Annotated in this window: 19 protein-coding genes; 10 read left to right on the top strand and 9 right to left on the bottom strand. The window is 68.6% G+C overall.

Annotation, left to right across the window (positions count from 1 at the left end):
* Window positions 1-101: 101 nt before the first annotated feature.
* Window positions 102-755, bottom strand: a complete 654-nt coding sequence (locus ACZ434_RS13505; RefSeq protein WP_468455065.1) for a hypothetical protein — start codon at window positions 753-755, stop codon at window positions 102-104.
* Window positions 756-973: 218 nt separating this feature from the next.
* The gene (locus ACZ434_RS13510) at window positions 974-1240 is read right to left on the bottom strand and encodes a ParA family protein (protein ID WP_468455067.1); all 267 of its coding nucleotides are present in this window, start codon (window positions 1238-1240) and stop codon (window positions 974-976) included.
* Between the two features lie 315 nt (window positions 1241-1555).
* Between ACZ434_RS13510 and ACZ434_RS13515 the strand changes: the two genes are divergently transcribed.
* Complete coding sequence (locus ACZ434_RS13515) at window positions 1556-2257, top strand: 8-oxoguanine DNA glycosylase OGG fold protein (protein ID WP_468455069.1); 702 nt, start codon at window positions 1556-1558, stop codon at window positions 2255-2257.
* A gap of 23 nt (window positions 2258-2280) precedes the next feature.
* Here the strand turns inward: ACZ434_RS13515 and ACZ434_RS13520 are convergent, their stop codons facing one another.
* The gene (locus tag ACZ434_RS13520) at window positions 2281-2820 is read right to left on the bottom strand and encodes an ATP-binding protein (RefSeq protein WP_468455071.1); all 540 of its coding nucleotides are present in this window, start codon (window positions 2818-2820) and stop codon (window positions 2281-2283) included.
* A gap of 175 nt (window positions 2821-2995) precedes the next feature.
* Here ACZ434_RS13520 and ACZ434_RS13525 point away from each other — a divergent pair, with 175 nt between their 5' ends.
* The 6 genes from ACZ434_RS13525 (at window position 2996) to ACZ434_RS13550 (ending at window position 6263) form a co-directional block, all read left to right on the top strand.
* Window positions 2996-3853 carry a helix-turn-helix domain-containing protein gene (locus ACZ434_RS13525; protein ID WP_468455073.1) on the top strand — a complete coding sequence of 286 codons (858 nt, stop codon included), beginning with the start codon at window positions 2996-2998 and terminating at the stop codon, window positions 3851-3853.
* A complete protein-coding gene (locus ACZ434_RS13530; protein ID WP_468455074.1) occupies window positions 3850-4056 on the top strand; it encodes a DUF397 domain-containing protein in 207 nt (68 codons plus the stop codon). Before ACZ434_RS13525 ends, ACZ434_RS13530 begins: the two co-directional genes overlap by 4 nt.
* 326 nt (window positions 4057-4382) lie before the next feature.
* Window positions 4383-4829, top strand: a complete 447-nt coding sequence (locus tag ACZ434_RS13535; RefSeq protein WP_468455075.1) for a DUF6086 family protein — start codon at window positions 4383-4385, stop codon at window positions 4827-4829.
* A 183-nt stretch (window positions 4830-5012) separates the two neighbouring features.
* Window positions 5013-5873, top strand: a complete 861-nt coding sequence (locus ACZ434_RS13540) for a helix-turn-helix domain-containing protein (protein ID WP_468455076.1) — start codon at window positions 5013-5015, stop codon at window positions 5871-5873.
* Window positions 5870-6073 (top strand): DUF397 domain-containing protein, encoded by a 204-nt coding sequence (locus tag ACZ434_RS13545; RefSeq protein WP_468455078.1) that lies wholly within the window; start codon window positions 5870-5872, stop codon window positions 6071-6073. The genes ACZ434_RS13540 and ACZ434_RS13545 overlap by 4 nt, the downstream gene beginning before the upstream one ends.
* A gap of 10 nt (window positions 6074-6083) precedes the next feature.
* Window positions 6084-6263, top strand: a complete 180-nt coding sequence (locus tag ACZ434_RS13550; protein WP_468455080.1) for a DUF397 domain-containing protein — start codon at window positions 6084-6086, stop codon at window positions 6261-6263.
* A gap of 81 nt (window positions 6264-6344) precedes the next feature.
* Here the strand turns inward: ACZ434_RS13550 and ACZ434_RS13555 are convergent, their stop codons facing one another.
* On the bottom strand, window positions 6345-7184 hold the full coding sequence (locus ACZ434_RS13555) for a tyrosine-type recombinase/integrase (protein ID WP_468455082.1): 840 nt from the start codon (window positions 7182-7184) through the stop codon (window positions 6345-6347).
* 143 nt (window positions 7185-7327) lie between these two features.
* On the opposite strand from ACZ434_RS13555, the gene ACZ434_RS13560 reads away from it, so the two are divergent.
* Window positions 7328-8236: a type IIL restriction-modification enzyme MmeI gene (locus ACZ434_RS13560; RefSeq protein ID WP_468455084.1), complete on the top strand. Its 909-nt coding sequence runs from the start codon at window positions 7328-7330 to the stop codon at window positions 8234-8236.
* A 6-nt stretch (window positions 8237-8242) separates the two neighbouring features.
* On the opposite strand, the gene ACZ434_RS13565 is transcribed toward ACZ434_RS13560, so the two are convergent.
* The 4 genes from ACZ434_RS13565 to ACZ434_RS13580 form a co-directional block, all read right to left on the bottom strand.
* Window positions 8243-12388 (bottom strand): Eco57I restriction-modification methylase domain-containing protein, encoded by a 4146-nt coding sequence (locus ACZ434_RS13565; RefSeq protein WP_468455086.1) that lies wholly within the window; start codon window positions 12386-12388, stop codon window positions 8243-8245.
* Window positions 12385-15636, bottom strand: coding sequence for a DISARM system SNF2-like helicase DrmD (drmD, locus tag ACZ434_RS13570; protein ID WP_468455088.1), 3252 nt, complete (start codon window positions 15634-15636; stop codon window positions 12385-12387). Before drmD ends, ACZ434_RS13565 begins: the two co-directional genes overlap by 4 nt.
* A gap of 135 nt (window positions 15637-15771) precedes the next feature.
* Window positions 15772-17034, bottom strand: a complete 1263-nt coding sequence (locus ACZ434_RS13575; protein WP_468455090.1) for a serine/threonine-protein kinase — start codon at window positions 17032-17034, stop codon at window positions 15772-15774.
* Window positions 17035-17148: 114 nt separating this feature from the next.
* A complete protein-coding gene (locus ACZ434_RS13580; protein WP_468455092.1) occupies window positions 17149-18093 on the bottom strand; it encodes a serine/threonine-protein kinase in 945 nt (314 codons plus the stop codon).
* Between the two features lie 152 nt (window positions 18094-18245).
* Here ACZ434_RS13580 and ACZ434_RS13585 point away from each other — a divergent pair, with 152 nt between their 5' ends.
* Window positions 18246-20243, top strand: coding sequence for an N-6 DNA methylase (locus ACZ434_RS13585; protein WP_468455094.1), 1998 nt, complete (start codon window positions 18246-18248; stop codon window positions 20241-20243).
* Window positions 20244-20406: 163 nt separating this feature from the next.
* Here ACZ434_RS13585 and ACZ434_RS13590 read toward each other — a convergent pair whose 3' ends face one another.
* The gene (locus ACZ434_RS13590) at window positions 20407-22128 is read right to left on the bottom strand and encodes a carbohydrate-binding module family 20 domain-containing protein (protein ID WP_468455096.1); all 1722 of its coding nucleotides are present in this window, start codon (window positions 22126-22128) and stop codon (window positions 20407-20409) included.
* Between the two features lie 379 nt (window positions 22129-22507).
* Here ACZ434_RS13590 and ACZ434_RS13595 point away from each other — a divergent pair, with 379 nt between their 5' ends.
* Complete coding sequence (locus tag ACZ434_RS13595; RefSeq protein WP_468455098.1) at window positions 22508-25513, top strand: carbohydrate binding domain-containing protein; 3006 nt, start codon at window positions 22508-22510, stop codon at window positions 25511-25513.
* Window positions 25514-25565: the final 52 nt, after the last annotated feature.

Here is a 25565-nt window from a genome sequence, read left to right on the forward strand (position 1 = left end):
GTCCGAGGTGCCCGCGCGCCGAACCCCGGCTCAGGGTTCAGGGTTCGAGGGGGTGGAAGCCGCAGGCTCTGGGGTGCACCTGTTAAGGAGCTGGCACGCGGTCAGCAGCTCTCGCCGAACTTGACGGCCCCGATCGTCACCGGCTGTCCGTCGAGCTCCGCTCCGGCCCCCGGGTCGGTCGAGCAGACCTGCCAGTTCGACTCGACGAGCACCATCCGGTCCTGACCGGACACGTCGTCGACCGTGATACTGGTGGAGCCGTCGAGGGCCTGGCGGGCGACCTTGACGGACTTGCCCGTGAAGTCCGGCATGACGGAACCCGCCTTCTCGGGTTCACCCTTGTCACCGCCCGCGGGGCAGGTCTCCTCGAGCTTGACGGTGCCGAAGTCGACCTTCGTGTCCGTCGCGTGCGCCCCGGGCGCCGGTGACTGGGAACAGACCTTCCAGCCCCGGTCGAGGATCTGGTTGCGGCCACGGCCGAGCGCGTCGTGCGATGTGAGGTGGTAGAAACCGGCGGCCTGCGCCTCGTCCTGGGCGCTCTGCAGTCCCTTTCCGACCATGTCCGGGAGCGTCGCGGAGGACTCGGCGCCGGCCGAGGCTTCCTCGGCCGGCTCACCGGGGTCGGCTGCCGGCGCCTCGGGGGCCGACGGGGTGGTGGACGTGGCGACGTCCGCACCGGTGTCGGCGGTCGGAGCGCAGGCGCTGAGCGCGGCGAGCAGCAGCGCCGCGGTTGCGGAGACACGGATGATGCGCATGGTGAACCCCAGGGGAGTTGCGGATGAGAGTGGCCGGTCGTGCGGACGCGAGCGGGGCCCGATGCGTCGCCGGTCGAGCCCGGCAAAGTGCTCCACCGGTGCGCGTCGGAATTGGGCTCGACGGCACCGGTCGACCCAGTATGCAGGCTCGTGCACTGAGTTCACAACTCTATGCTAGAAATCTGGTGTGCACCCCTGTCCCTCGGCGCGCAGGGCACTTAGGCTCTGAGCCGGTTCAGAACCGGACACCGGGGTGGGAAGAGAACGATGAAGAAGGACACGCTGGAGTACGAGCAGGCGCTGGACGCCGTCGTCGACATCCGGCCGGTGCCGGGCAGGGCCGCGGAGACCGCCCCTTGGGCGATCAGCTCGGACTTGTTGTCCCAGAGTTCCTCGATCTCGTTCCCGTCCAGGCACATCGAGGTGAGGTTCGCCTGGGTATCCAGGTCGACGGCCAGGACCGTCAGTCCGAGCCTGCGGAACATGTGGGCCAGGTGGTAGGTCAGGGTCGTCTCGCCACCCCGCCCTTGTTGTTGAAGAGCGCGATCGACGTGCGGTTCACGAGGCCCTCCGGAGGACGACGGCCCACGACGAATCGTCGACCTGGAATTCGGCCGGCGGGTTTCCGTTGCGGGCGAGCGCCGCCTGAACCCGCCCGATCCCCCGTCCGAACCGGTTCACGTAGCCGAGCCCTTTCGTCGCCGCCGCGAGGGGCACGTCCGCTGGAGTGGTGTATCGATGGCCACTCCAGCGGACGTGACCCGTGGACGGTTGCTCCCGCGTTGGGCCACACTCGGATCATGCAGTCAGCCATGGCGGATCCGATGCCCGCCGGCACCGCTGTTCCCGAGCGTGGCGCGGTGCTCGGCCAGGCCATTCCGTTCGACCGGGATCGCTGGCTGGCTCATCTGCCCGGTGCGAACTGGTGGCCGCCGGAACTCGACAACTGCCCCACCGCGGCGGGTCGGCGGCGAGTCGACCGCAGCGTGGTCTTTGGCATCGCCGACCGTTCGGACAGCGTCGAAGGCCGACGGCATCTTCTGACCGCGGCCCTCGTCTGGGGGACCGGCACCAAAGCGCGGTCCGTAGCGTGGCGCGCACGCATATTCTCCGACTCCTCATCCCTGGACATCGACGCGCGTCTGGAAGCCGCACTGGGCGTCCTCCGCCAGGAGGGAGCCGTCGCGGCGTACTACGCCTTCAACAACGAGCACCGGATCAGATTCCTGGGCCCGGCCTTCTTCACCAAGGTGCTGTACTTCGCCGGTCGTGAGCGTTGTGCCGGGGCGTGGCGACCGCTGATCCTGGACCGTTTCGTCGCCCTGGCGCTGCGGGCCTCGGACACCGACGGCAAGTGGCCCACGAGCGGATGGAGAACACCCCGCTACGAGCGGTACCTGTCCCTCGTCCACGAGCACGCGCGGCGAGAGAGTGTCCTCCCGGACCAGATCGAGGCCGCGTTGTTCACCCGCGGCAAGCACCTGGTCCGGCTTCCTCGGTGAACTCGCTCGTCTTTCTCATCCATTCAGTTCCCAAGAGTCGATCGCTGTGACTGACCCGCCATCGCCCGGTCTCCCTCGGCGGCAGCGCGGCTGAGGTGTCGCGACACGGACGCCGGCGGGAGGGCCACTTCGGCCCAGACGGTCTTCGTGTACGCGTCCCGCACCTCGCAGTCCCATCGCTCGGCACACGCCGCGACGAGCAGCAGTCCGCGCCCCGACAGGGCGTAGGGCGCCGTCGGTTCGGCCGCCGGGTCGCGGGGGCGGTGCCCCGGGCGGGTGTCGGTCACCTCGACGCGGACGACGCCGTGCTCGGGCAGGAGGAGCAGCGTCAGACGGAAGTCCCGGCCGGGAGTACGACCGTGGGTGACGGCGTTGGCCGCCAGCTCGGCGGTGACGAGGGCAACGGCCTGTGACGTCTCGGAGTCGTACGGGATGCCCCAGGCCGCAAGCTGTTGTCCGGCGAGGCGGCGGGCGAGACGGGCTCCGCGTGCGGTGCTGCTGAGGCGGACGGTGAGGTGAGGGGCGCCGGTGGGCGATTCCACTTTGCTGTTGGTCGACTTCACAGGGTTACCGTCCCGTCACGCGGGCAGCGGGGCGAGGTCGGACCTCCGTACCCGGTCACGTGGTACGGCCGCTGTACGGGTTCGTACGGCAGGTGTACGGGTGCGTGCGCGTGGCCGGAACCCCGGGTCGGTCGTTGTCGCTCACGACGGAACGCTACGCGGAACGAGGGGCGCGATGGGCAGGACGACCCAGCGGGAATGCGGGACCACCGGCCGGCGCGGACCGGACAAGGAACGCCCGGCGGCGTGGAGCGCCTACGGCAAGCTCGTCCGCCTCTTCCGCGAACGCGCCGGCCTCACCCAGCAGGCTCTCGCGGAGGCGATCGACTACTCGCTGGAGCAGGTCGCCTCCGTCGAACAGGGGCGCAGACCCGCGAAGGCCGCCTTCACGGAGGCCGCGGAGCGGGTGCTGGAGGCGGGCGGGGCGCTGCGGGTGCTCCAGGGCGACGTGGACCGGGCGAAACTTCCCCTGTTCTTTCAGGACTTCGCCTCGCTGGAGACGGAGGCGGTCAGCCGCTTCTCGTACGACCCGATGCTGGTGCCGGGGTTGTTGCAGACGGAGGCGTACGCCCGTGCCCTTCTCGAAGCTCACTTCCCGCCCCTCGAAGAGGAGGCCATCGAGCAGCACCTCACCGCCCGGCTCGCCCGGCAGTTCCTGCTGACGCGCAGGAATCCGTGTGTCGTGTTCTCGTTCATCCTCGAAGAGGGCGCCCTTCAGCGGATGGTGGGTGGCAAGGCCGTCATGCGGGAGCAACTCGCGCGGCTGCGGGACCACACCCGTATGCGGAACGTGGAAGTTCAGGTGATGCCGACCCAGCGGGCCGCGCACAGTGGGGTCAACGGCCAGATCGTCCTGCTGGAGACCGTCGAACGACGGCAGTTCGTGTCCATCGAGGCCCAGGGGATCGTGAACATCCGCTCCGACCGGAACGAGGTGAGCGAGTTCTGTCTCCAGTATGGAATGCTGCGCTCACAGGCCCTCAACACCGAGGAGTCTGCCAGGTTCATCGAGCGCTTGGCAGGGGAGCTATGAGCATCGACCAGCACGTTGAGCAGCCCGGCGACCTCACGTGGTTCAAGAGCAGCCACAGCGGAACCAACGGCGGCGACTGCGTCGAGGTGGCCGCCGCGGCACACGCCGTGTACGTACGGGACTCCAAGGCCGCGGGCGACGGCCCCGTGCTGCGGGTCGGCCGGGGCGAGTGGGCCGCGTTCGTGACGCACGCGGCCGGGTAGTCCCGGCGCGTTCAGCCCCTCACACCTCGATGCGCAGCCAGGTGCCGCCCGCGCGGAGCCAGAGTGTGCCGTCGCGGCCCTGACCGCAACGTCCGACGACCCGGCCAGGTACGCGCAGTGTGCGGCGGTCGGTCGACGTCCAGGTGGTGCCTCGAACTCGGCGCTGGTGAGCTCGACGGTCCGCCGGTTGTGGTCGCGGCGGGGTCAGCACGGCCCGGTCGCCGCGCACGGCGAAGCCGTCCGGCTGGTGAACGGGACTGGGGTGGCTGGTCACTTCAGCATCTACCCTGTGCCAGGGCGGTTGAGCTGGAGCGGGGAGATCGACGATGAGCATGTACTTCGAGCTGGGTGACGAGACGCTGTGGAACCCATCGAACGGTGCCGGCCGCCTCTTCATGCGGCAGATAGAAGTCTTCGAGGCGGAACTCGGGCTGCCCTCGGGAATCGGCCAGGGGAGATATTGGGGGGACCCGGACACACTTGAGGTCAATCCGGTCATGTACGCGGAGTTCGTGCACGGCCTCGTCGCCCGGCACTGCGAAACAAGCCACTCCGTGATCCTCACGCTCTCCGAGGGATTCGCGGCGACAGCGGTCGCGCTCGCGCGTCGGGCGGGGATCGAGGTGGAGATGCCCGCGCCGGAAGTCGGCCATGCGTGGGGTGGTGTCCGACACGACGTGCAGGTCCCCGGCGATGCCCAAGTCTCGTCGGTCGCCGTCGTCGACGCCCTGAACACGCGGGCGCGGCAGGTGGACCGCTGGATGGCTCGCTGAACCGGTTCGCCCGGCACCGCCGGTCGCCGCCTGTGGCCGTACGGGATTCTGTACGGCTGTTGTACGGGGCCGGGGCCGTGCCCCTGTCAATGCGACGCGCGTTGAACAAGGTCCCGGCGGCGGGCTGAGCGTCGCTGCGGTGCGGGTGAGCGGGGTGCGGTGCGGGACGGAAGGGCGTGAGGCATGAGTACGGTGCGGGAGACGCGGGGCGGTCAGGCGGGGAAGGCGAAGGAGGAGGGCGGGGGTGATCTGCCGGGGGCGTGGGCTGCGTACGGGAGGCTGCTCCAGCATCTGCGCAAGCGGGCCGGGTTGAACCAGCAGCAACTCGGGGAGGCCATCGACTACTCGCTGGAACAGGTCGCCTCGGTCGAGCAGGGGCGGCGGCCGGCGAAGGCAGCGTTCACACGGGCGGCGGACCGGGTGTTGGAGGCGGGTGGCGTTCTGGAGGTGCTCCAAGACGAGGTGGACCGGGCGAAACTCCCGCGCTTCTTCCGCAACTTCGCGGTCATCGAGGCGGAGGTCGTCAGCCGCTTCTCGTACGATCCGCTGCTGGTACCGGGGCTGTTGCAGACGGAGGGGTACGCGCGGGCGGTGTTCGCGGGGCCCTGCCCACCGCTGAGCGAGGAGATCATCGACCAGCACACGGAGGCTCGGTTGAGTCGGCAGAAGCTGCTGACTCGGGTGCCGCTGGCGGAGCTGTCGTTCATCGTGAGTGAGGAGGCGTTGCGCGATCCGGTGGGCGGCCCGGAGGTCATGGGCGAGCAGTGGCAACGCCTACTGGAGGTCAGCGCGTTGCGGAACGTGGAGGTGCAGGTCATGCCCGCCGGGCGGGGATTCCATCCGGGTAAGAACGGTCCGTTCGTGGTGGTGGAGTCACACGAGCACCGGCTCCTCGGGTACTTCGAGTCCCAAGGGGTCGGATGCGTCGTCACGGATCCCGCCGAGGTCAGCGCCTTCTCATTGCGGTATGGCAAGCTGCGATCGCAGGCCCTGAACGTCGAGGAGTCTGCACGACTCATCGAGCGGATGGTGGGAGAGACGTGAGCGTGGAGCAGGTGACCGAGAGCGTGGACGGGCTGCACTGGTTCAAGAGCAGCCACAGCGGATCGGACGGCGGCGACTGCGTGGAGGTGGCCGCGGGCCTGAACGCCGTTTACGTGCGAGACTCCAAGGCTGCGGGCGACGGGCCAGTGCTGCGGGTTAGCCGGGAAAAGTGGGTGGCATTCATGGCACTCGCAGAGTAGGGACCGACGCGTGAAAGCATTGATCTGGGTCAAGAGCAGCTACAGCGGATCAGGTGGCGGTGACTGCGTCGAGGTGGCCGCCGGTCTCGACGCCGTGTACGTACGCGACTCCAAAATCGCAAGCGGCGGGCCTGTGCTGCGGGTCGGTCAGGACACATGGATGACGTTTGTGAAGCTTGCGGCGAGGTAGGTCTCCTGCGACAACAACGGGCTCACTCGCTTCAGTGCGGCAGGTGAGCCCGTAACTTCTTTCTCCAGGCGGCCTGGCTGGCTATGCCCCGCAGGAGGCGCATGCGACCGCGCGACGTCGCCGTGATCGCCTCGGCCGGGCATCAGGGTCTGCGCCGGGCAACGCACAAACCACTGAGTGGATCTGCTCATCCGCCACTGCCGCGTAGCCAGCGGTGGTTGCGGGCGAAGCGTGACGCATCAGGCGTTGGGTCAACAGCAGATCGCGGCCGGAAGCACGGTAGACCGCCGTACCGAAACGGTGCCTGAGCTGGTGATACCGCATCCGTATGCCATGCTTCGCCGCAATGCTTGCGACGGTACGCGACACGCGCTGAGGACTTACGCCGTCCCAGAGAAGGCCGTTGTTCGCCAGGTCCAACTCGCGAACGACAACCGGTGGGACCGGAACAATGTCGGTGCGTCCCCCCTTGCCCTGGACCCGCAAAACCACTTCTCCCTCCTGGAGAACTGAGATGTCCTCACGCCTGAGCTTGGCGGTCTCGTGCGCCCGGAGGCCACAGAAGGCGCCCAGAAGCACCCACGCACGCTGACGCCCTTCGGTGTGGGCAGTCAGCTGGACCAGTTCCTCCTCGGGCAACGGGTTGGGAGTTGATCTCGGTGCCGGCGGCTTGCGTATGCCCGTTGTGAGATCCACGCCCAGCCACTTCCCAAAAGCCTGAAGGTGGTTGAGGTATGTCCGCCTGGACCAGGGTTTGAGTGATCTCGCCCCGAAATAGCTCAACACGTGATTGACGGTCAGTTCCTCGACTCTGACCAAAGCGGCTTGGGCGATGGCTCGGATGCAACGAACTCTGGCACCGATGGTGTTGCGCGAGTATCCGTCGGCGCGCTGCGCAGCGATGAACTCGTCGAGGATCATGAGGGGAGGATGTGCAGCGCTGGCATAAAAACAAACCACCGCCGCGCAATTTGACCATAAATCATTGGCACATGTCTTAATTGCACCTTCCCGGCGCCCGGCTGGTAGCGAACCGCGGGCTCGCGTTCCAAGGTTCGATCGTCTTGGGCAAGGGGTTCATCCTTTCGCCTCAGCAGGCCGAGGACCTGATCCAGCGTGACCCCCGCAACAGGGATGTCCTCTTCCCTTACCTCAACGGCGAGGACCTCAACTCGAGGCCGGACTGCTCCGCCAGCCGATGGGTGATCAACTTCCATGACTGGCCCGAGGAACGGGCACGCGAGTACCCAGAAGTATTCGCCATCGTCGAACGAGACGTGAAACCAGAGCGACTGAAGGTGCGACACAGCAAGAATGCTCGTGAGCGCTGGTGGCTTTTTGAACGTAGTCGCCCCGAGTTGTACAGCAAGATTGCAGGGCTTGGCCGTGTCCTGGTAGTAGCACGGGTCAGCAAGACAGGCCTGCCTGTATTTGCATCCACGGGGCAGGTGATGAGCGAACAAACCGTTGCTTTTGCGACAGACCGCCCTCAGGTGCTAGCCCTGCTTAACAGTGGTATCCACGGCGCATGGGTGGTGGCACAGGCTTCTACCCTCGAGACCCGAATCCGATACACCCCATCCGATGTCTACGAAACTATGCCCCAGCCGGAATCAGAAAACCCTGCCCTGAGCGCAATCGGAAGCCGGTTGGAAGAGTGTCGTAGATCTGTAATGCTAGAGCGAAAATTCGGCTTGACTAAGCTGTACAACCTCTTTCACGATCCAGGGAACAACGATGCTGACATAGTGAAGTTGCGAGACCATCACCGCGACCTTGATGGGGCGACCGCTGATGCGTACGACTGGACAGACCTGAGCCTGGAGCACGCCTTCTTCGAAACCCGTCAAGGCGTGCGTTTCACTTTTCCGCCAGGCATCCTTCTTGAGATATTGGATAGGTTGCTAGAGTTGAATCATGAGACGCACTCACGCGTGAACATTCCAGGAACCAGGCCAGGCGTTCTCTTTTGATGCACCTCAGAAAAGGCGAGAAGGGCCAGGTACGGACCTCAGCGCATGGTTAACCTCGGTTAGGCGATCGACAATCTCTACGCAAGTAGAGGATGGGAGTCCGAAGCGTTCACCTTGCCGGGTATCGGTAAATCCATGGTGCAAGTAGAGGTCGTTCCAGCCGTAGCACTGGATGGCAGCGTGGTCAATTTCTTGGTGCTTTTCACGCAACTCCTTAATGTCGCGATCCCATACTCTGCCATCGTGAAAAAGGTTATACAGCTTGGTCAATCCGATTTTTCGATCCCCCATCAGCCCGCATCTGTACCGGTTCAGAGCCTCACCTATTCCGCCCAAAGGTGCGCTATTAGCAGGCAAGGGCATAGTTTCATAAATATCGGACGGAGTGTAGCGGAGGTCCCCTTTCAGGCTTGAGCCACGGGAGATTGCCCACGCCCGATGGATACCACTGTCAAGCAACGCCAAGTGGCTCATCTCCGGTGTCGCAAAGACACCAAGCATGTGCGAGAAGACCTGGCCGGTCGGAACTGCCACAGGCATTACGGTGCGTGAGACGAGTGCTACTACCAGGACGCGGTCAAGCCCCTTGATGGCCCTGAGCATCGCTGGACGCTTCTCGGCGTACTGCCACCAATAGTCTCGGTAGACCTTGCGGTTGTTCTTCAGTCGCTCTGGTTTCACGTCTCGTTCGACGATGGCGAATACTTCTGGGTACTCGCGTGCCCGTTCCTCGGGCCAGTCATGGAAGTTGATCACCCATCGGCTGGCGGAGCAGTCCGGCCTCGAGTTGAGGTCCTCGCCGTTGAGGTAAGGGAAGAGGACATCCCTGTTGCGGGGGTCACGCTGGATCAGGTCCTCGGCCTGCTGAGGCGACAGGATGAACCCCTTGCCCAGAACGTAGGACCCAATGTATGCCCCCGGACGATTCCCTGCTACCAGCCGGTGTGGCCGCCCCGTCACCCTCGATTGCGGATCCAGGGACGTCGTGATACCTCGGACCTTCTCGCCGTCCAGGATCCGAGCCGCCTCCTCGGCTACAGCCGGCACCGTAGTCCACACAGCGCAGTACTCCAGCGCTGCGGACTTCGAGGGCCAACGGGCACTCTTGATCGCACGCCGGATAGTGGACTTTGTCTCCAACTGATCGAGGCCCACCTCCCTGGTGTCCCCCTGGGCCAGCGTGTTGGTAGCAATGAGCCCCGTCTGCCCACGCCGGTTCAGCAGCTGATGGGCGCGGAGCTCGAAGTAGGCAACGAGGTCCGCGCTACCCCGCTTGCCTTCGGCGAGGTAGTCGACCATGTACTCGCGGTACGCCTCGCCCATCGTGCCCGTGAGCTTCTGGCCTCCGAGGAACGGTGGGTTCCCAATGATGGCGTCGAAGCCGCCGTGCTCTGTGAACACCTCGGGGAAGACCAGCGGCCAGTGCACCGGCCGACGCTCCAAGCTTCCTTCGGGCAGTTCAGAGGCGAGCCAGGTCTCCGCGGTTGCCGTGGCAGTGCTCACCAGCTCAGTGTCCGCAGTTACCCGCTCGTCGATGATCCTTTCGACGATGAGTTCAGCCTGTGGGAAGAGATCCTTGAGCCGCTTGCCACCGTCCTCCGAGTACCACGGGACCCGGCCCGAGGCGCAGGTCGCAACGGCTGCGCCCGCCAACAGGTCTCCCACGAGACGCAGGCGCGCGGAGTGCCGGTTCACTTCCGCCAGGCGTTCGCGCTTCCTTTGCAGTGCTGGCAGGTCAACACCCTTGACGGAGGTGATCGCCAGGCGAAGGGCCTTTAGTTCCTTGGCCTTCAGCCGCAACGCCTCAGCGCGCTCATCGACCTGCTGGGTCAGCAGACTGCGCTTCTCACTCGGCTTGAGGTGCTCGGCACGGATCTGCTCCATGGTGTGCACGCCCAGCAACGAGTCACCGCACACCAAGCGGTCATCGAGGAACGTGAAAGGGCGCTCCGGGTCCATCGATACCAGCCACAGCGACAGCTTGGCCATCTCCACCGCCATGGGGTTGATGTCCACGCCGTACAGGCAGTGCTCGATGATCTGGCGGCGGGCCTCGACCAGCACCGGGTCCTGTTCCGCGTCCGCCGCCGTCACGGCGTCTACCGCCCGGCCCGCGCGGTACGCCATCGCGTCCGTGCGGCCCTCGGTCTCCCAAGCTTCGATGAGGCGGTCACCCAGGTAGCGGCACGCCGCCACCAGGAACGCTGCCGAGCCCATCGCGATGTCCGCGACCTTCAGGTCGAGAATCTGGTCGGCGGACTTCAGCCGCCACTCCCCTGTGTCCGCCGTCTGGAGCGGACCCGGCTCGTACACCAAGGGCTCCAGCGCGTGCAGGACGACTTCCTCCGCCAGGAAGCGGGGCGTGTAGTGCGTGCCCGTGTTCTTCCTCAGCGAGGACTCGGTGACGTACAGGGTGCCGTTGGGGATGACCGTCGGCAGGCTGCGCAGGTCGTCGCGGAGGATGCCGACGAACGGGAGCAGGCGCTCCGTCAGCGCCGCGTCCTTCGTCACCGCGTTCAGGCGGCGACGGGCCTCCGCCGACTCCTCCGTACCCAACGGGGCGAGCTTCTTCTCCAACTGGCCGGCCGTCGCTGGAGGCTTGGGGTCCTTCCACTTCTCGTGGATGGACTTCGCCAGCGTCTTCAGCGAGCCGCCCGCCTTCGCCGCCAGGGACTCCAGCTCCCGCAGCGGGACCTCGTGTTCCAGGCCCTCCGGGCCGATGAGGCCCGCCATGTGCTCGGTCGCGCGACGCCCGTCGTACGACAGCAGGCCCTCGTACACGTAGCCGATCTGCTCGACGTCCAGCGCACGGAAGCTGAGCGTGCGGACCTCGCGGTCCTTGCCCTTGCCGACGCGGACCTCCTGCACGGCCTGGAGCATGTGCAGGACCGTACGGTCGTCGATCGGGAGGAGCGGGGTGGTGCGCTCCAGCCACAGGTACTTGTCCGGGTCGAAGATCGAGCCGTCGTAGGCGGGGAGTCGGAAACCGGAGCCCGGGTGGTCCACTCCCCCGTGCACGGCGTGGAAGAGGGCGATCAGGCGGTGCCAGGCCGACGTCGTGTGTTCGAGGGACGTCTCGCCCTCCTCGTCCGCCCGTGCCTTCAGCTCATCGCGCAGGAAGCGGGCGGAGTACGAGCGTGCGTACACCTCGTTGTCGGCCGGCAGCAGGCCGCGCTCCTCGGCGAAGAGGAGGAAGACGACGCGCATCATCACCGCGACCGCGCCGCGGTAGATCTCGCCCGCCGGCACCCCCGACGCGTGAAGCCCTGCCGCACCGTTCTCGACGGCACGCACGTCCGCCCGCCCGATCGCGTCGACGAGGAGTTCGACCGCCTGCCGGACCTGGACGCCCAACGCCTCGGTGACGTCCTCCCCAGCCGCCAGGCTGGCCTTGAGCAGGCCGACCAGGGTCTCGGGCTCGTCGTACTCGAAGAAGCGGCGGCGGCTCAGCAGGGACCCGAACGCGCGGACGACGTTGCGCTCCGCCGCTTCGTTCCAGCCGATGGAGTCGAAGACGGCCGTGGTCGTCACGCCACCCAGCGGGGCCCAGACCAGGCACCACCAGCGGCCGTCCGTGACCAGGCCCAGCGGGACGCCGTGGTGGCGCAGGAGGCGGGCCAGGCGGTCGGCGGGAGCCGCCGCCCAGTCACCGCCACCGCCCGCCCGCGCGGTGGGCGCGGTGCCGGCCGGGACGGTGACGCCGAGGAGCCGTACGCGCTTGGCGGCGGAGTCCACGTCGGGCTCGGCGGCGAGGTCGGCGCCCGGTTCCACCAACGCGAAGTCGGGGCGGACCTCGGTGTTGTGCTCGGCGACGCGCAGGGTGAGGCGGTCCAGGCCGTGGTGTTCGGACTCGCCCTCGCGGAAGGTCAGCGCGTCGTCCCAGCCCAGCAGGCGGCGCAGGATGTACGCCACCCACGCGTCGCGCCCGGCGACGGTGTCGGTCTGCCAGTCGGCGTGGTGGGCGCGCAGGCGGGCCCGTTCGTCCTTCTCCAGGGCGTCGAGCTGGGGCCAGGCGCGCAGCAGGACGGGCATCGTCAGGAACGGGCCGGAGACCTCGGTGAGGTCCAGCCATTCCTGGTGCTGCCGGCGGCCGTCGGCGGCCTGTGCCTTGGCGGCGGCAACTCCACGGCTCACGGGGCGGCGGGGGCTCATCGGCGGGCTTCCTTTGCGGGGACGACGAAGACGACGGCGGCGGGGAAGAGGTGCGAGCGGGGCTCGCGGTAGCGGGCGGCGATGGCGGCCAGCTCTCGCTCTCGCTCGGCGGGGAGGCCTTCGAGGCGGTGCTGCCAGCGCTGGCGGTCCTCCTCGAACTGGCGGCGCTCGTGGCCGGTCAGTTCGTGGGTGGAGAGCAGGGCGAGCTGTTCGCCCTCGCCGTCGCCCTCCTCCTTGAGCTTGGTGCGCAGGGTGTTCTCGAAGCGGTCGAGGGTGGCGGTGATGCGGCGCTCCTCCTCGGCCCGGCGGTCGGCGAGGCGGCTCTCGAGCTGGCGGCCGAGTTCGGCGGCGCGGGCCTCCAAGGAGCGGTAGAGAGAGTCGCGGAGCTTGGGCCAGGCCTCCGTGAGTTCCTTGCGCAGGTGTGGGGCGGCCTCCGTGCCCTGGGTGAGGGCCTGGGAGAGGACCCGGCCCTGCTCGCCCACCGACTCCCAGCGGCGGAAGCGGCCGGTGTCGCCGAACCAGCCGCCCGCGTACAGGACCTCCTCGTGGAGGCGGGTGCCGTCCGTGCCGACGAGGACGTAGCGGGCGTACGCCGAGACGAGGGTGGTGGTGACGGCCGGGTCGTCAGTGACGACGGCGGTGACGCGGCTCAGGCCGACCGAGTCGGCGTTCCAGACGGCCGCCGTGAGCAGGCGCGTCGAGAGCGCGACGAGCGGGTGCTTGAGGTGGGCGAGGACCACGTCGTCCCTGCCCTGCGCGGCGACCTGCGGGGAGAAGGTGAGCGGGCGCTGCTCGCCCTCGCGGAGCTTGTGGGCGAGGCCGCGGGTCGCGCGCTCCCAACTGCCGGACAGGGGCTGTACGGCGAAGAGGTCGCCCGGTTCGAAGTCCTCGGCGCGGACGGTGGATGGCAGGAGCGGCGGCTGGTGGTCGAGGGCCAGGGCCGTGTCGACGACGCGCTTGACGTTGACCGGTGTCAGGCCCAGCGTGCTGACCGTCTCCTCGTACTGGTCGGCGAGCTTCTTCGTCTGTGTAGTGACGTTCTGCTCGGGGGCGACGTCGCCGCCCGTGCGGCGGCCCTTGATGGGCTTCGGCTTGGCGTTCTCGATGTCGACGGGCGCGGTGTCGCCGGTCATGCGGCGCTGTACGGCGTCGGCGAGGACGGCGTTGACGGAGCCGAGGTCGTGCTCCATGCGCGCGACCTTCTTCGCGACGCGGGAGAGAAACTCCAAGTCGGCCTCGTAGGAGCCGGCCTGCGCCTGCTGCCAGCCGGAGCCGATGAAGTGGGTGATCTCCGGGTCCTTCTTCTGGCCCCAGCGGTCGACTCGGCCGATGCGCTGTTCGAGCTTGTTGGGGTTGAAGGGGATGTCGTAGTTGATCAGGCGGTGGCAGTGGTTCTGGAGGTCGATGCCCTCGCCGGCGGCGTCGGTGGCGAGGAGGATGCGGACCTTGCCCTCCTCGCGGGACGGCTCGGTCTGGAAGCCGAGGCGGATGCGCTCGCGCTCCTCTGCCGAGAGGCCGCCGTGGAGGCGCTCGACGCGGCCGCCGTCGGTGAGTTCCTCCGCCTGGAGGAGGTCGTGGAGCCACTCCTGGGTGTCGCGGTACTCGGTGAAGATCACGACCCGTTCGTTGGTCCACTTCTTGCCGTCCGGGCGGCAGATCGCCTTGATCTCGTTGATCAGCGCCTCGGCCTTGGAGTCGGGTGCGGCCTCGTGGGTGAGGGCCCAGCGCTCCATCTCCTGGAGCAGGTCGAGTTCCTGGCCGTCCTCGGCGGGGGTGAGGGAGGTGGAGCGGGTCAGGGCGTCGTCCTCGGCGTCGACCAGGCCCGTGTCGTCGAGGTCGGCGACCAGGTCGGCGAACTCCTCCAGCCACTCGGGGACTTCGGCGGCGGCCGAGCGTCCGCGGGCGGGGCCGCCGGTGTCCTCCAGATGGGAGAGGTAGACCTGGACGGTGTGCAGGAAGGCCGCCGGGGAGGAGAACAGGCGCTTCTTCAGCAGCAGGGTCACCAGGTCGGCGGCGCGGCGGCCGCCCCGGGCCTTCGGGGTGAGCTTCTTGCGGCGCAGTTCGGCGAACGAACCGAGCAGCTCGTGGATCGCCCGCTCCTGCCGCGTGTAGTCGACGGAGAGTTCGCGCGTGACGCGGGTGCGAAAGCGGGGCGTGCCGTCGGCGTTGGTGACCGTCGACTTCAGGCGGCGTACGACGGTGTCCCTGAGTGCCTCCTTGTCGGGGTCGACGCCGCGCGCGAAACGCTGGTCGTCGATGAGCTCGAGGAGGGCCGTGTACGACTCGGGGTAGCCGTTGTGCGGGGTGGCGGAGAGGAAGAGGCGGTGCTCGAAGTGCGGGACGAGGCGCCGGATCAGCTTGGTCTGCTGGGAGTCGACCGCGTAGACCTGCTTGGGCGCGGCGGGGGCGACGTGGTGGGCCTCGTCGAGGACGAGAAGGTCGAAGAAGCGCTTGTGCTCGCCGTCGGGGCTCTCCTCGGGGGCGCCGATGACCTCGTCGAGGAGGCGCTGGGCCTTCTGGCCGCGCAGCCAGGGCAGGGAGACGATGGTGAGCGGGTGGACGCGGAAGGGATTTGCTGCTGTGCCGTGGGTGCGGCGCAGGCGGGCGCAGTGCTCGGAGTCGACGATGGTGAACTCCAGGCCGAACTTCTCGGCCATCTCGTCGCGCCACTTGAGGGTGAGGCCTGCCGGGCAGACGACCATGGTGCGGCGGGCCCGGCCGCGCAGCAGCAGTTCCTGGACGACGAGTCCGGCCTCGATGGTCTTGCCGAGGCCGACGTCGTCGGCCAGGAGGAGGTTGACGCGGGGCGCGCCGACGGCGCGGGAGACCGGCTCCAGCTGGTACGGCTCGACGGCGACGCCGGAGCGGAACGGGGCCTGGAGGGTCTTGGCGTCGGCGGAGGCGACGGCGGACCAGCGGACGGCGTCGAGGAACGCGGCGAGGCGGTTCGGGGAGTCGTAGGCGCCGGTGGAGGCGTCGGGGAGGGAGCCGGCGGGCAGGACGCGGCGGCCCGGCTCGACCTCCCAGATGACGGAGAGGGTGTCGCCGAAGCGGCCGTCGGCGACGGACTGGAGGTGGACGAGGGTGGCGGGCCTGCGCTCGCCGCCGCCGTCGGAGGCGTCGGCGGCCGGGGACGGCTCGACGCGGGCGACCACCCAGGACTGGCCGCGCACCTCGACGAGGTTGCCCTCCTCGGGGAGCTTTTCGGCCCCCGTCCGCTCGGTCTCGCGCTGGGCTGCTGGCGTCATGGGCGCTGTTCCCCTCGGGTCTCTCCTGCGGCCGTCCGTAGACAGTGTCCCGTCTCCCCTCCGGGCGGCGCGGTCGCAGCGTAACACGCTGTATTGACTGTGAACATAGATTACGAAAATGTGAGTGCGGACCGTTCACACGATGCGGGAGAGCCGGTCCAGCAAAGTGCGGGCGCGCCCATGCCGGGGTTCGGCGCCGGGAAGGATCCGGTCCTCGTCGTCGGCCAGCCGCTTGAGCAGTTCCCTGGCCGCGTGGCGCTCACCCGTGCGGGCCAGCAGTACGGCGATCTCGTACCGGGTGTCCAGGACACCGGGGTCGTCCGCTCCGAGGAGGCTGCGCTGCTCGGCGAGGACCGACTTCAGTTCGTCCAGTGCCTCGCGGGTGCGGCCGAGGCCGCCCACGCACAGCGCGTGCCCGGCGCGGGCGGCGAGGACGTCGGCCCGGCCGAGGCCGGGGGCGGCCAGGAGGGCGCCGTACTCCTCCAGGGCGCGGGCGGGCCGGCCCGAGCGGCGGACACGGTCGATCTCGGCCAGCCGGGGGTGCGGGATCACCGGCTTCGGCGTGTGTACCGGGGCGGGCGCCCACGCGGCTGCCCGTGCGGCGACCTCGCTCGCGGAGGCGGGACGGTCCTGCGGCTTCTTCTCCAGCAGCGCCTCCACCAGTTCCCGCAGTCCGGCCGGGACGCCGGAGCGGCGCTTGTCGAGCGGCGGCACGGGGTCGTGCGCGTGCCGGTGGTAGAGCAGGAACTGGCTGCCGGCGGCGAAGGGCGGGGCACCGGTCAGCAGTTCGTAGAGGACGCAGCCCAGCGAGTAGAGGTCACTCGCGGGCACCGTCTCCCCCACCGCCTGCTCGGGGGCCATGTACATCACCGTGCCGGGTGTGGCGTTCGCCGCGGTGAAGCGGGTCTCGCCGGGCTGCGGGTCGAGGGCTGCGGCGACGCCGAAGTCGAGGACCTTCAACTCGCCGTCGGGGGTGAGCATCAGGTTCGACGGTTTGAGGTCGCGGTGCACGACGTTCTGGGCGTGGGCGTGGGCGAGCACCTCGGCCGTGCGCCGGGTGAGGTCCGCGGCGCGCTCGACGGGTAGCGGGCCGTCGCTCTCGAGGACGGCGTCGAGCGCCCGGCCGGGGACGAGGTCCATGACCAGGTAGAGCCGGCCCTCGTGGCTGCCGTGGTCGTGGACGGCGGGGATGCCCGGGTGGCGCAGGCGGCCGGTGAGGCTCGCCTCGCGGAGGAAGCGGCGCTCCAGGGAGGTGAAGTCCGCGGCTCCCGCACGTGGCGCGAGGAGCTTCACGGCGACCTCGCCGCCGCGGTCCGGATCATGTGCCGCCCACACGACCCCCATGCCGCCCCGGCCCAGCTCCCGGGTGAGCTCGTACCGTCCCAGGCTTCGCCGCATCGCGCCCGTCCCCAGTCCCAGTCCCGGCGCCCCTGGCGCCCTTCACTCCCCTGTGTCCGGGCGAGGCCACGCACCTGCGCACGCGCCCGGTCGACGCGGTCATCTTCGCACCGTTCACACGGGGCTCGGTCCCTGCGGGACCAGGAAGGGGCGGCGGGGGTCCTCCGGTGCGGCGGGCCGGACGGCCAGCTCTGGGCTGGGTGCCGGCAGGTAGGGGGCCAGGGCCGTGTACACCTCGGCGGCGGAGGTGGGCCGGTCGTCCGGGTGTTTGGCCAGCAGGGCAGTGACCAGGTGCCGCAGCGGGCGGGGGACATCGACGCCCGCGTCCGTGATCGCGGGCGGCGGCGAGCTCAGGTGATGGCTCGCCAGCAGGGCCGGCTGGTCCGTGGCGAAGAGGGTCTCGCCGGTGAGCATGTGATGCAGGAGGCAGCCCACGGCGTAGAGGTCGCTGCGTCCGTCGAGCCGGTCCTGGCCGGAGAGCAGTTCGGGCGAGGCGCACGCGATGTTGCCGATGCTCTCGCCGGTCATGGTCAGGCGCGGGTCCGTGTCGGTCAGGACCTTCACCAGCCCGAAGTCCAGGATCTTCACCATGCCGTCCGCGCGGACCATGATGTTCTGGGTCTTGAGGTCGCGGTGGACAAGGCCGGCCCCGTGGGCGGCCGACAGGCCGGCGCACAGCTGGGCGGCAACGGCGGCGGCCGTGGGCACGTCGAACCGGCCGTCGTCCTGCTGGTCGAAGAGGAATTCGAGGGTGGTGCCCTCGATCAGCTCCATGACCAGGCAGCAGGTGCCCTCGTCCGTGATCGACGCGTCGAAGACGGTGGTCGTGTTGGGGTGGTGGAGGCGCGCCGCGGCCTTCGCCTCTCGCCGGAAGCGCCGCAACGCCTCTTCTCTGCTCCGGGGGACGGCGAGCAGCTCCGCCGCGACCGTTTTGACGGCCACGGGTCGCTCCAGGCGCAGGTCACGCCCCTGCCAGACACGGCCCATCGCACCGCGACCGAGGACCGATGTGAGCTGGTAACGGTCCAGGAGCACCGTTCCCGGCGTGAATTCCTGCATTGCTCCCGTCCTCCACACTTCCCGCACAGCAACTCGGGCTCTTACGCTGTGAACAAAGTCAATGAGCGTAGTAGCCTCTCATATATAGCCATCCAGAGACCCCGTCCACCGCCGGCCCGCACACCAGAGCCCCAGCACCTCGGAGACTGTCGATGAGTACAACCGACTCCGTACCCGTCAGCCTCGCCGAGATCGCCCGGATCGCCGGCGTGGGGCGCGCCGCGGTGAGCAACTGGCGGCGGCGCCATGACTCCTTTCCCACACGCATCGGCGGTACGGACGTCAGCCCCCAGTTCTCCCTGGCCGAGGTCGAGCAGTGGTTGAGGGACAACGGCAAACTCGACTCCATCGGGGGGCGCGAGCTTCTGTGGCCACGGTTCGAGGCACTGGGCAGCAGGGACGAGTCGGGGCTGGCCATCGCCGAGGCGGCCCACCGCATGCGCTCCCCCCGGACACGTGGATCGCGCGCTGAACTCACGGCGGAGGCCGAGGAGTTGGCGAACGAGGCGGCGAAGCTGGGGCGGCACGAGGGGGCGCGCGAGACGTTCGAGTTCCTGCTGCAACGATGGCTCGAGACGCATGTACGTCAGCTGAGTACGACACCTTCGCCACTCGCCGCCCTGATGGCGCGGATCGCGCTCGGCGTCCGTGGCGGCGGGAGCGGCGAAGCAGCCGACGAGAAGCTCACCGTTCTCGACCCGGCGTGCGGAACAGGGCACTTGGCGGCTGCGGCCATAGAGGAAGGGGCGGGCTCGGGGCTGTCGGTGCTGGCGTGCGAGCGGGATCCCGCCCTTGCCGCGCTGGCGTCCGCACGGCTGGCGTTCCTCACGGACGACCACGACGTCCGTACGGAGATCGCCACGGCGGATGCTCTCCGCGAGGATCCGTTCGCCGGAGCGCGGGTGGACATCGTCCTCTGCAACCCGCCATTCAACGAACGTGACTGGGGCTACGCGGAACTCGCCACCGATCAACGCTGGACGCACGGTCTCCCCCCGCGGACCGAGCCTGAACTGGCTTGGGTACAGCACCTGTTCGCCCACCTCAAGCCGGGCGGGGCGGCCGTCGTCGTCCTGCCTCCGGCGGTCGCCTCGCGCAAGGCGGGCCGACGCATCCGGGGCTCCCTGCTGCGGACCGGCGCACTCCGTGCCGTGGTGGCCCTGCCGCCGGGCAGCGCCCAGCCGCACAGTGTCTCGCTCCAGTTGTGGGTTCTCAGGGCGGCACCGGACGGCACGGCCACGGTTCCACCCGGACAGGACGTACTCCTGGTCGACGCGACACGCTTCGCCAGGACCGGCACGCGTGAATCCGGTCCCCACTGGGAACCGCTGCGGGCCTTCGCCCTCTCCGCGCTGGAGACCCTCGACCACCCGGCGGCCGACCTGCCGGACGGAGCCGTCCGTGTTCCTCTCATAGAACTCCTGGACGACGAGGTGGACGTCACCCCTGGACGCTACGCGTCGGTGACCGCCGAACCGACCGGCCTGGAGCTCGCGGCGGCCTGGCGGGAAGCGGGGACGGTGCTGACCGACCTGGCCCATCGAGCCGGACGACTGTCCGAACTGAGGCTCTCGACCGACGCGCCCCAGACCACGACCAGCGTGGGCGATCTCGTCAAAGCCGGTGCTCTGTCGCTGCGTTCCGGACAACAGACGTCGGGCGACACGACGGCACCCGGCGGCGGTTCCATGCCTCTCCTCACCGTTGCCGACCTGCTGACGGACGGCACTCCCAGCGGGCTCGTCACCGCCGGATCGGCGCCCGTGATCGTAGAGAAGGGCGACGTCGTGGTCGCCGGTGTCGTACGCGCGTACCGGGCATGGGTACACGAAGGGCCCCCGACGGCCCTGGGACCACAGCTGTACGCCCTGCGGGTGGACGCGGCCAAACTCGACGCGTATTTCCTCGCCGGCTGTCTGCGCGCGCCCTCCAACGGACGTCAGGCCGGCACCCACGCCTCCAGCTCGTCCCGGGTCGACATCCGGCGCCTGCAAGTGCTCCAACTCCCTCTGCGGGAGCAGGAAGCCTACGCCGAGGTCTTCCGGGGCCTCCGGGACTTCGAGACACGTCTCGGTACCGCCGAGGAGCTGGGCAGGAAACTGCTGAGTGACGTCTCCGATCTGCTCGCGGCGGGCGGGCTCGACGTCTGACTCGGCCGAGGACCTCCATGAGCAGGTCCGGCGCCGCCGCCTCGTGCCGGGCGGACCAGTGCGACGCCGGACCAGTCGAAGCCGCCGTGGCGGGCGAGAATCCAGCCGGACGCCTGCCCTGGCAGGGCAGGCGTCCGGTACGGCAGCGTCGGCCGGGAGTGTGTCAGTTGCGCCAGGTGTCGTTGAGGACCGGCTTGGTCGAGGTGACCGTTGCCGTGCGGTTGGCGCCGCTTTCCCAGGTCACGTTGCCGGACGCGTCCTTGCGGAGGTACTTGTACTCGAAGGACGTGCCCTCGGGGAGTTCCACGTCCAGTTTCCACACCGGGTAGTCGGCCGGGTCGAGCTTGAGGGCGCTGCCCGGGTTCCAGTTGCCGAGCTCCGGGCGGTTGCCGGTCACGTAGATGTCCTGGCCCCAGCTGGTGGTGGCGTTGACGGCGAAGGAGACACCGTCGGTCACCGGGTCGGGGTCGGGGTCGGTGCCGCCGTCGCAGGTGCGGGCGCCCACGTGCAGGGCCACGGCCGTGTTGGCGCCGAGGGTGGCGGTGAAGCGGCCGGAGCCGTCCACGGTGACGCCCTTGCCCGACTGGACGTCGCAGTAGTCGCCGGCGGGCAGCGAGGTCTGGAAGGTGCGGGTCAGCGAGGAGCCCTCGTGGTTGATGGCGACGTACGCCTTGGAGCCGCGTCCGAAGGCGATCTGGTCGGCGCCGTTGTCCCACCAGTCGGTGACGGCCTGGCCGCGGGCGGTGTTGCGGAAGGCGACCATGGAGGAGATCTCGCGCCAGGCGTGCTGGCACTTCCAGCCGTCGTTGTAACAGGCGTTCACCTGGCCGCCGTTGGGCGGGCCGGCGTCGCGGTCGGTGAACTCGTACCCGGAGTGGACGTCGGGGCTGCCGTAGGGCCAGGCCAGCATGAAGACGTGGGCCAGGGTGTAGTCGGCGCCGTTCTTGTAGGTGAGGGTGTCGCCCTCGCGCTCGGTGTCGTGGTTGGCGACGAAGACGTTGGACTTGCCCGAGGCCATGTAGCCCCAGCTCTCGCCGAAGTTCTTCAGGTACGCGAGGTTCTCGCCGGTGAAGACGCGCTTGAGGTCACGTGCGTAGCGGAACTCCTGGACGTCGCCGCTGCCGAGGTACTCGGGCGGGGAGACCGCCTCGCCGGCACCGTGGATGACCTCGTGCTTCCAGTACACGTTCGGGTTGCTGAGCCGGGACTTGATGTCGGCCAGGTCGCCGGCGGCCATGTGCTTGGCCGCGTCGATCCGGAAGCCGTCGACGCCGAGGGACAGCAGGTCGTTGAGGTAGCCCGCGATCCTGCCCCGTACGTAGTCCTCGCCGGTGTCGAGGTCCGCGAGGCCGAGAAGTTCGCACTCCTGGACGTCGAAGCGGTTGCGGTAGTCGCTGATCTTGGAGGTGCAGTTGTCGAAGTCGTTGGACGAGTAGATGCCGGGATAGTTGTACTTGGTGTACGACGTGCCGCCGGTGCCGGTGCCGTTGCCCGACGCCATGTGGTTGATGACCGAGTCGGCGATGACCTTCACACCGGCCGCGTGACACGTGTCGACCATGCTCTTGAACTGCCCGCGGTCACCGAGGCGGCCCGCGATCTTGTAGCTCACCGGCTGGTAGGAGGTCCACCACTGCCCGCCCTGGATGTGCTCCTGCGGCGGGGAGACCTGGACGAAGCCGTAGCCGGCCGGGCCGAGGGTGTCGGTGCACGCCTTGGCCACCGAGTCGAACTTCCACTCGAACATCACCGCGGTGACGTCCTTGTCGCCGGGCGGCGCCGCTTGCGCCGGTGCGGTGGTGGCGACGAGACCGGCGGCCACGCCGGCGGTGAGGGCGAGCGTCGCCGCGGTGGTTCTGCGTGCTCTGCTGGTACTCCGGTGCATGGAGTCTCCCGTGTGAGGATGCGGGTGTCCCGGGCGGGGCCGAGGGTGACTGGGGAATCGGCCCACCCTTGCAATGTGTTGCAGCAAGATGTCTGCAAGGGGTTGCGGTCGTGACCGTAAGGGCAGCGTTCAACTACCGTCAACCCTCCGAACACCGCCTCTTCTGACGGCTGGTGACGCCACATCAGAAGAGTGACGCCGCGCTCGCTTCCCACGACCGCGCAGCAGATGGTTGAAGCAGGACCCCTTTACGGCGCCCTCGCGGACGGGTAACTTCCGGCTGCCGTAAGTGCTTTCTGCAATTTTCCGACCGGACTTTCACGGCGGGGACGCCGTGGTCGACCGCGGGCCCCACCGCCCGCCTTCTCAGGAGACACGCATGAGACGCATCCGCACACGGCTGCCCGGACGGGCGCCGGCCGCAGCCGTGGCCGTCGGTGCCGTCCTGGGGCTGGTTTCCGTCCCCCCGGCGGCCCCCTCCCCCACAACCGACTCCGCCGCCGCCACGGCCGACAACACGGCGACCGTCTTCTACTGGACGAAGACGAAGAACTGGGACCGGTACAACCTGCACTACGCGCCCGACGGTGGCGCCTGGACCGCGGTCCCGGGCGTGGCGATGGAGCCCGCGTGCACCGACTGGGTGAAGAAGACGGTCACCCTCGGTACCGCGGAGGGCCTGCGGGCCACCTTCAACAACGGCTCGGGCACCTGGGACAACAACTCCGGCAAGGACTACGCCCTCGGCACCGGGAACATCACGGTCAAGGACGGCGTGATCGCCCACTCCGACCCGTGTGACGGCGGTGAGAACCCGGACCCGGACCCGGACCCGACGCCGGGGGACGGCAACCTGGCCACCGTCTACTACTCCACCCGGACCCTCGGCTGGACCACCGCCAACATCCACTACCGGCCGGCGGGCGGATCATGGACCGACGTACCGGGGGCCGGCATGCGGGCCGCGTGCACGGGCTGGTGGAAGAAGGACATCGACCTCGGCACGGCCACCTCGATGAAAGCCGCGTTCAACAACGGCAACGGCGTGTGGGACAACAACAAGGGCGCCGACTACACCCTGCCCAGCGGCGTCACCACCGTCGCCGACAACACGGTCACCGAGAACGCCGACGACCCGTGCGCCGACGAGGTGCCCGACACGGAGACACCGAGCGTTCCCGCCGGGGTGACGGCACGGGCCGACGGCGTGTCCGTCGTGCTCACCTGGGAGCCGTCCACCGACGACAGGGGCGTCACCAAGTACCAGGTCACTCGCACCGGCGGCACCAAGGGCAATCTCGTGACCGACGTCGGCTCCACCGTCCTCTCGGACACCGGACTGGAGGAGAAGACCGCCTACACCTACACCGTCCGTGCCGTGGACGCCGCCGGCAACGTGTCCGGCGCCTCGGCCGCGGCCACGGCGACCACCGGTTCAAAGCCGCCGACACCCGCGGCCGGCAAGCCACTTGGCACCGACCCGCGCAAGGACCCGATCTACTTCGTCCTCACCGCCCGCTTCAATGACGGCGACAGCTCCAACAACCGCGGCGGCAGCCAGCACGAGAAGTCCGGCAACGCCGCCCACGACGACCCGATGTTCCGCGGGGACTTCAAGGGCCTGGTCGACAAGCTCGACTACATCAAGGGCCTCGGCTTCTCCGCCGTGTGGATCACCCCGGTCGTCCTCAACCGCTCGGACTACGACCACCACGGCTACCACGGCTGGGACTTCTACAAGGTGGACCCCCGCCTGGAGTCCGCCGGCGCCTCCTACCAGGACCTCATCGACGCGGCCCACGCCAAGGACATGAAGATCTACCAGGACGTCGTCTACAACCACTCCTCCCGCTGGGGCGCCAAGGGCCTCTTCACACCGACCGTCTACGGTATCCGCGACTCCCAGTGGAGCTGGTACTACGACGAGAAGCAGCCCGGATTCGAGTACGACGGCCTGACCGTCGACCCCAGGACCGGCAAGTCCTACTACAACGGCGACCTCTGGTCCACCGCCGAACCGTCCGGCAACACCTGCGTCAACTGGGGCAAGCCCACCGGCGGCAAGAGCCCCGAGGGCTACACCCTCTACAACTGCCAGTGGCCCAGCCCCACGTCCGGCATGTTCCCCAAAGCGCTCTACCACGACTGCTGGATCGGCAACTGGGAGGGTGAGGACTCCCGTTCCTGCTGGCTGCACGAGGACCTCGCCGACTTCGACACCGAGAACGTCCAGGTGCAGAACTACCTGATCGGCGCCTACAACAAGTACATCGACATGGGCGTCGACGGCTTCCGCGTCGACACGGCCGTCCACATCCCGCGCACCACCTGGAACCGCCGCTTCCTGCCCGCCATCCAGGATCGCGTGACCCAGCAGCACGGAGCCGAGGCCGCGAAGAACTTCTTCGTCTTCGGCGAGGTCGCCGCCTTCGTCAACGACAAGTGGAACCGGGGCTCGGTCAACCACTCCGCCCAGTTCTTCACCTGGAAGGAGCGCAAGGAGTACAGCGCCGACGACGCGCGGGCCGCCCTGGAGATGTACGAGTACGAGCAGCAGCAGGGCACGGGGAACCAGCCCACGTCCACCAACGCGTTCCTGGAGGGCAACGCCTACCACGCCCCCGACCACAGCCGCTTCTCCGGCATGAACGTCATCGACATGCGCATGCACATGAACTTCGGTGACGCGAGCAACGCCTTCCACAACGGCAAGAACTCCGACGACAGTTACAACGACGCCACGTACAACGTCGTCTACGTCGACAGCCACGACTACGGCCCCAACAAGAGCGGCGAACGCTACACCGGCGGCACCGACGCCTGGGCCGAGAACATGTCCCTGATGTGGACGTTCCGCGGTATCCCCACCCTGTACTACGGCTCGGAGATCGAGTTCCAGAAGGGCAAGAGGATCGACTGCGGCCCGAGCTGCCCCCTGGCCACGACGGGCAGGGCGTACTACGGCGATCATGTCGCCGGCGAGGTGAAGTCATCCGATTTCTCCCGGGTCGACTCGGCCTCCGGCGCCGTGGCCGCGACGCTGCAGCAGCCGCTGGTCAAGCACGTACAGCGCCTGAACCAGATCCGCCGGGCGGTCCCCGCCCTCCAGACGGGCCAGTACTCCACGGACGGCATCACCGGCGACATGGCCTTCAAACGCCGCTACACGGCGAACGGCACGGACAGCTTCGCCCTGATCACCGTCTCGGGCGGCGCCACGTTCACGGGTGTCCCCGACGGCACCTACACCGACGCGGTCACCGGCGACACCCGGACCGTCACCGACGGCAGGCTCACGGTGGCCGCACCCGGCAAGGGCAATCTGCGGGTCTACGTCCTGAACGGCCCCGGGAAGATCGGAACCGCCGGACCCTACCTGAAGTAGAGCGGCGGAACTCTCCGACCGCGGGCCGGGTGGCGGCCGCGGCGGGGTGGCC

This window comes from Streptomyces sp. NPDC030893 (genome assembly GCF_055571535.1).

What these genes read in the sequence shown, in the direction of transcription:
- ACZ434_RS13505 (WP_468455065.1), bottom strand. Translation starts at nt 755, where the DNA reads ATGCGCATCATCCGTGTCTCCGCAACCGCGGCGCTGCTGCTCGCCGCG.
- ACZ434_RS13510 (WP_468455067.1), bottom strand. Translation starts at nt 1,240, where the DNA reads ATGTTCCGCAGGCTCGGACTGACGGTCCTGGCCGTCGACCTGGATACC.
- ACZ434_RS13515 (WP_468455069.1), top strand. Translation starts at nt 1,556, where the DNA reads ATGCAGTCAGCCATGGCGGATCCGATGCCCGCCGGCACCGCTGTTCCC.
- ACZ434_RS13525 (WP_468455073.1), top strand. Translation starts at nt 2,996, where the DNA reads ATGGGCAGGACGACCCAGCGGGAATGCGGGACCACCGGCCGGCGCGGA.
- ACZ434_RS13530 (WP_468455074.1), top strand. Translation starts at nt 3,850, where the DNA reads ATGAGCATCGACCAGCACGTTGAGCAGCCCGGCGACCTCACGTGGTTC.
- ACZ434_RS13535 (WP_468455075.1), top strand. Translation starts at nt 4,383, where the DNA reads ATGAGCATGTACTTCGAGCTGGGTGACGAGACGCTGTGGAACCCATCG.
- ACZ434_RS13540 (WP_468455076.1), top strand. Translation starts at nt 5,013, where the DNA reads ATGAGTACGGTGCGGGAGACGCGGGGCGGTCAGGCGGGGAAGGCGAAG.
- ACZ434_RS13555 (WP_468455082.1), bottom strand. Translation starts at nt 7,184, where the DNA reads ATGATCCTCGACGAGTTCATCGCTGCGCAGCGCGCCGACGGATACTCG.
- ACZ434_RS13565 (WP_468455086.1), bottom strand. Translation starts at nt 12,388, where the DNA reads ATGAGCCCCCGCCGCCCCGTGAGCCGTGGAGTTGCCGCCGCCAAGGCA.
- drmD (WP_468455088.1), bottom strand. Translation starts at nt 15,636, where the DNA reads ATGACGCCAGCAGCCCAGCGCGAGACCGAGCGGACGGGGGCCGAAAAG.
- ACZ434_RS13575 (WP_468455090.1), bottom strand. Translation starts at nt 17,034, where the DNA reads ATGCGGCGAAGCCTGGGACGGTACGAGCTCACCCGGGAGCTGGGCCGG.
- ACZ434_RS13580 (WP_468455092.1), bottom strand. Translation starts at nt 18,093, where the DNA reads ATGCAGGAATTCACGCCGGGAACGGTGCTCCTGGACCGTTACCAGCTC.
- ACZ434_RS13585 (WP_468455094.1), top strand. Translation starts at nt 18,246, where the DNA reads ATGAGTACAACCGACTCCGTACCCGTCAGCCTCGCCGAGATCGCCCGG.
- ACZ434_RS13590 (WP_468455096.1), bottom strand. Translation starts at nt 22,128, where the DNA reads ATGCACCGGAGTACCAGCAGAGCACGCAGAACCACCGCGGCGACGCTC.
- ACZ434_RS13595 (WP_468455098.1), top strand. Translation starts at nt 22,508, where the DNA reads ATGAGACGCATCCGCACACGGCTGCCCGGACGGGCGCCGGCCGCAGCC.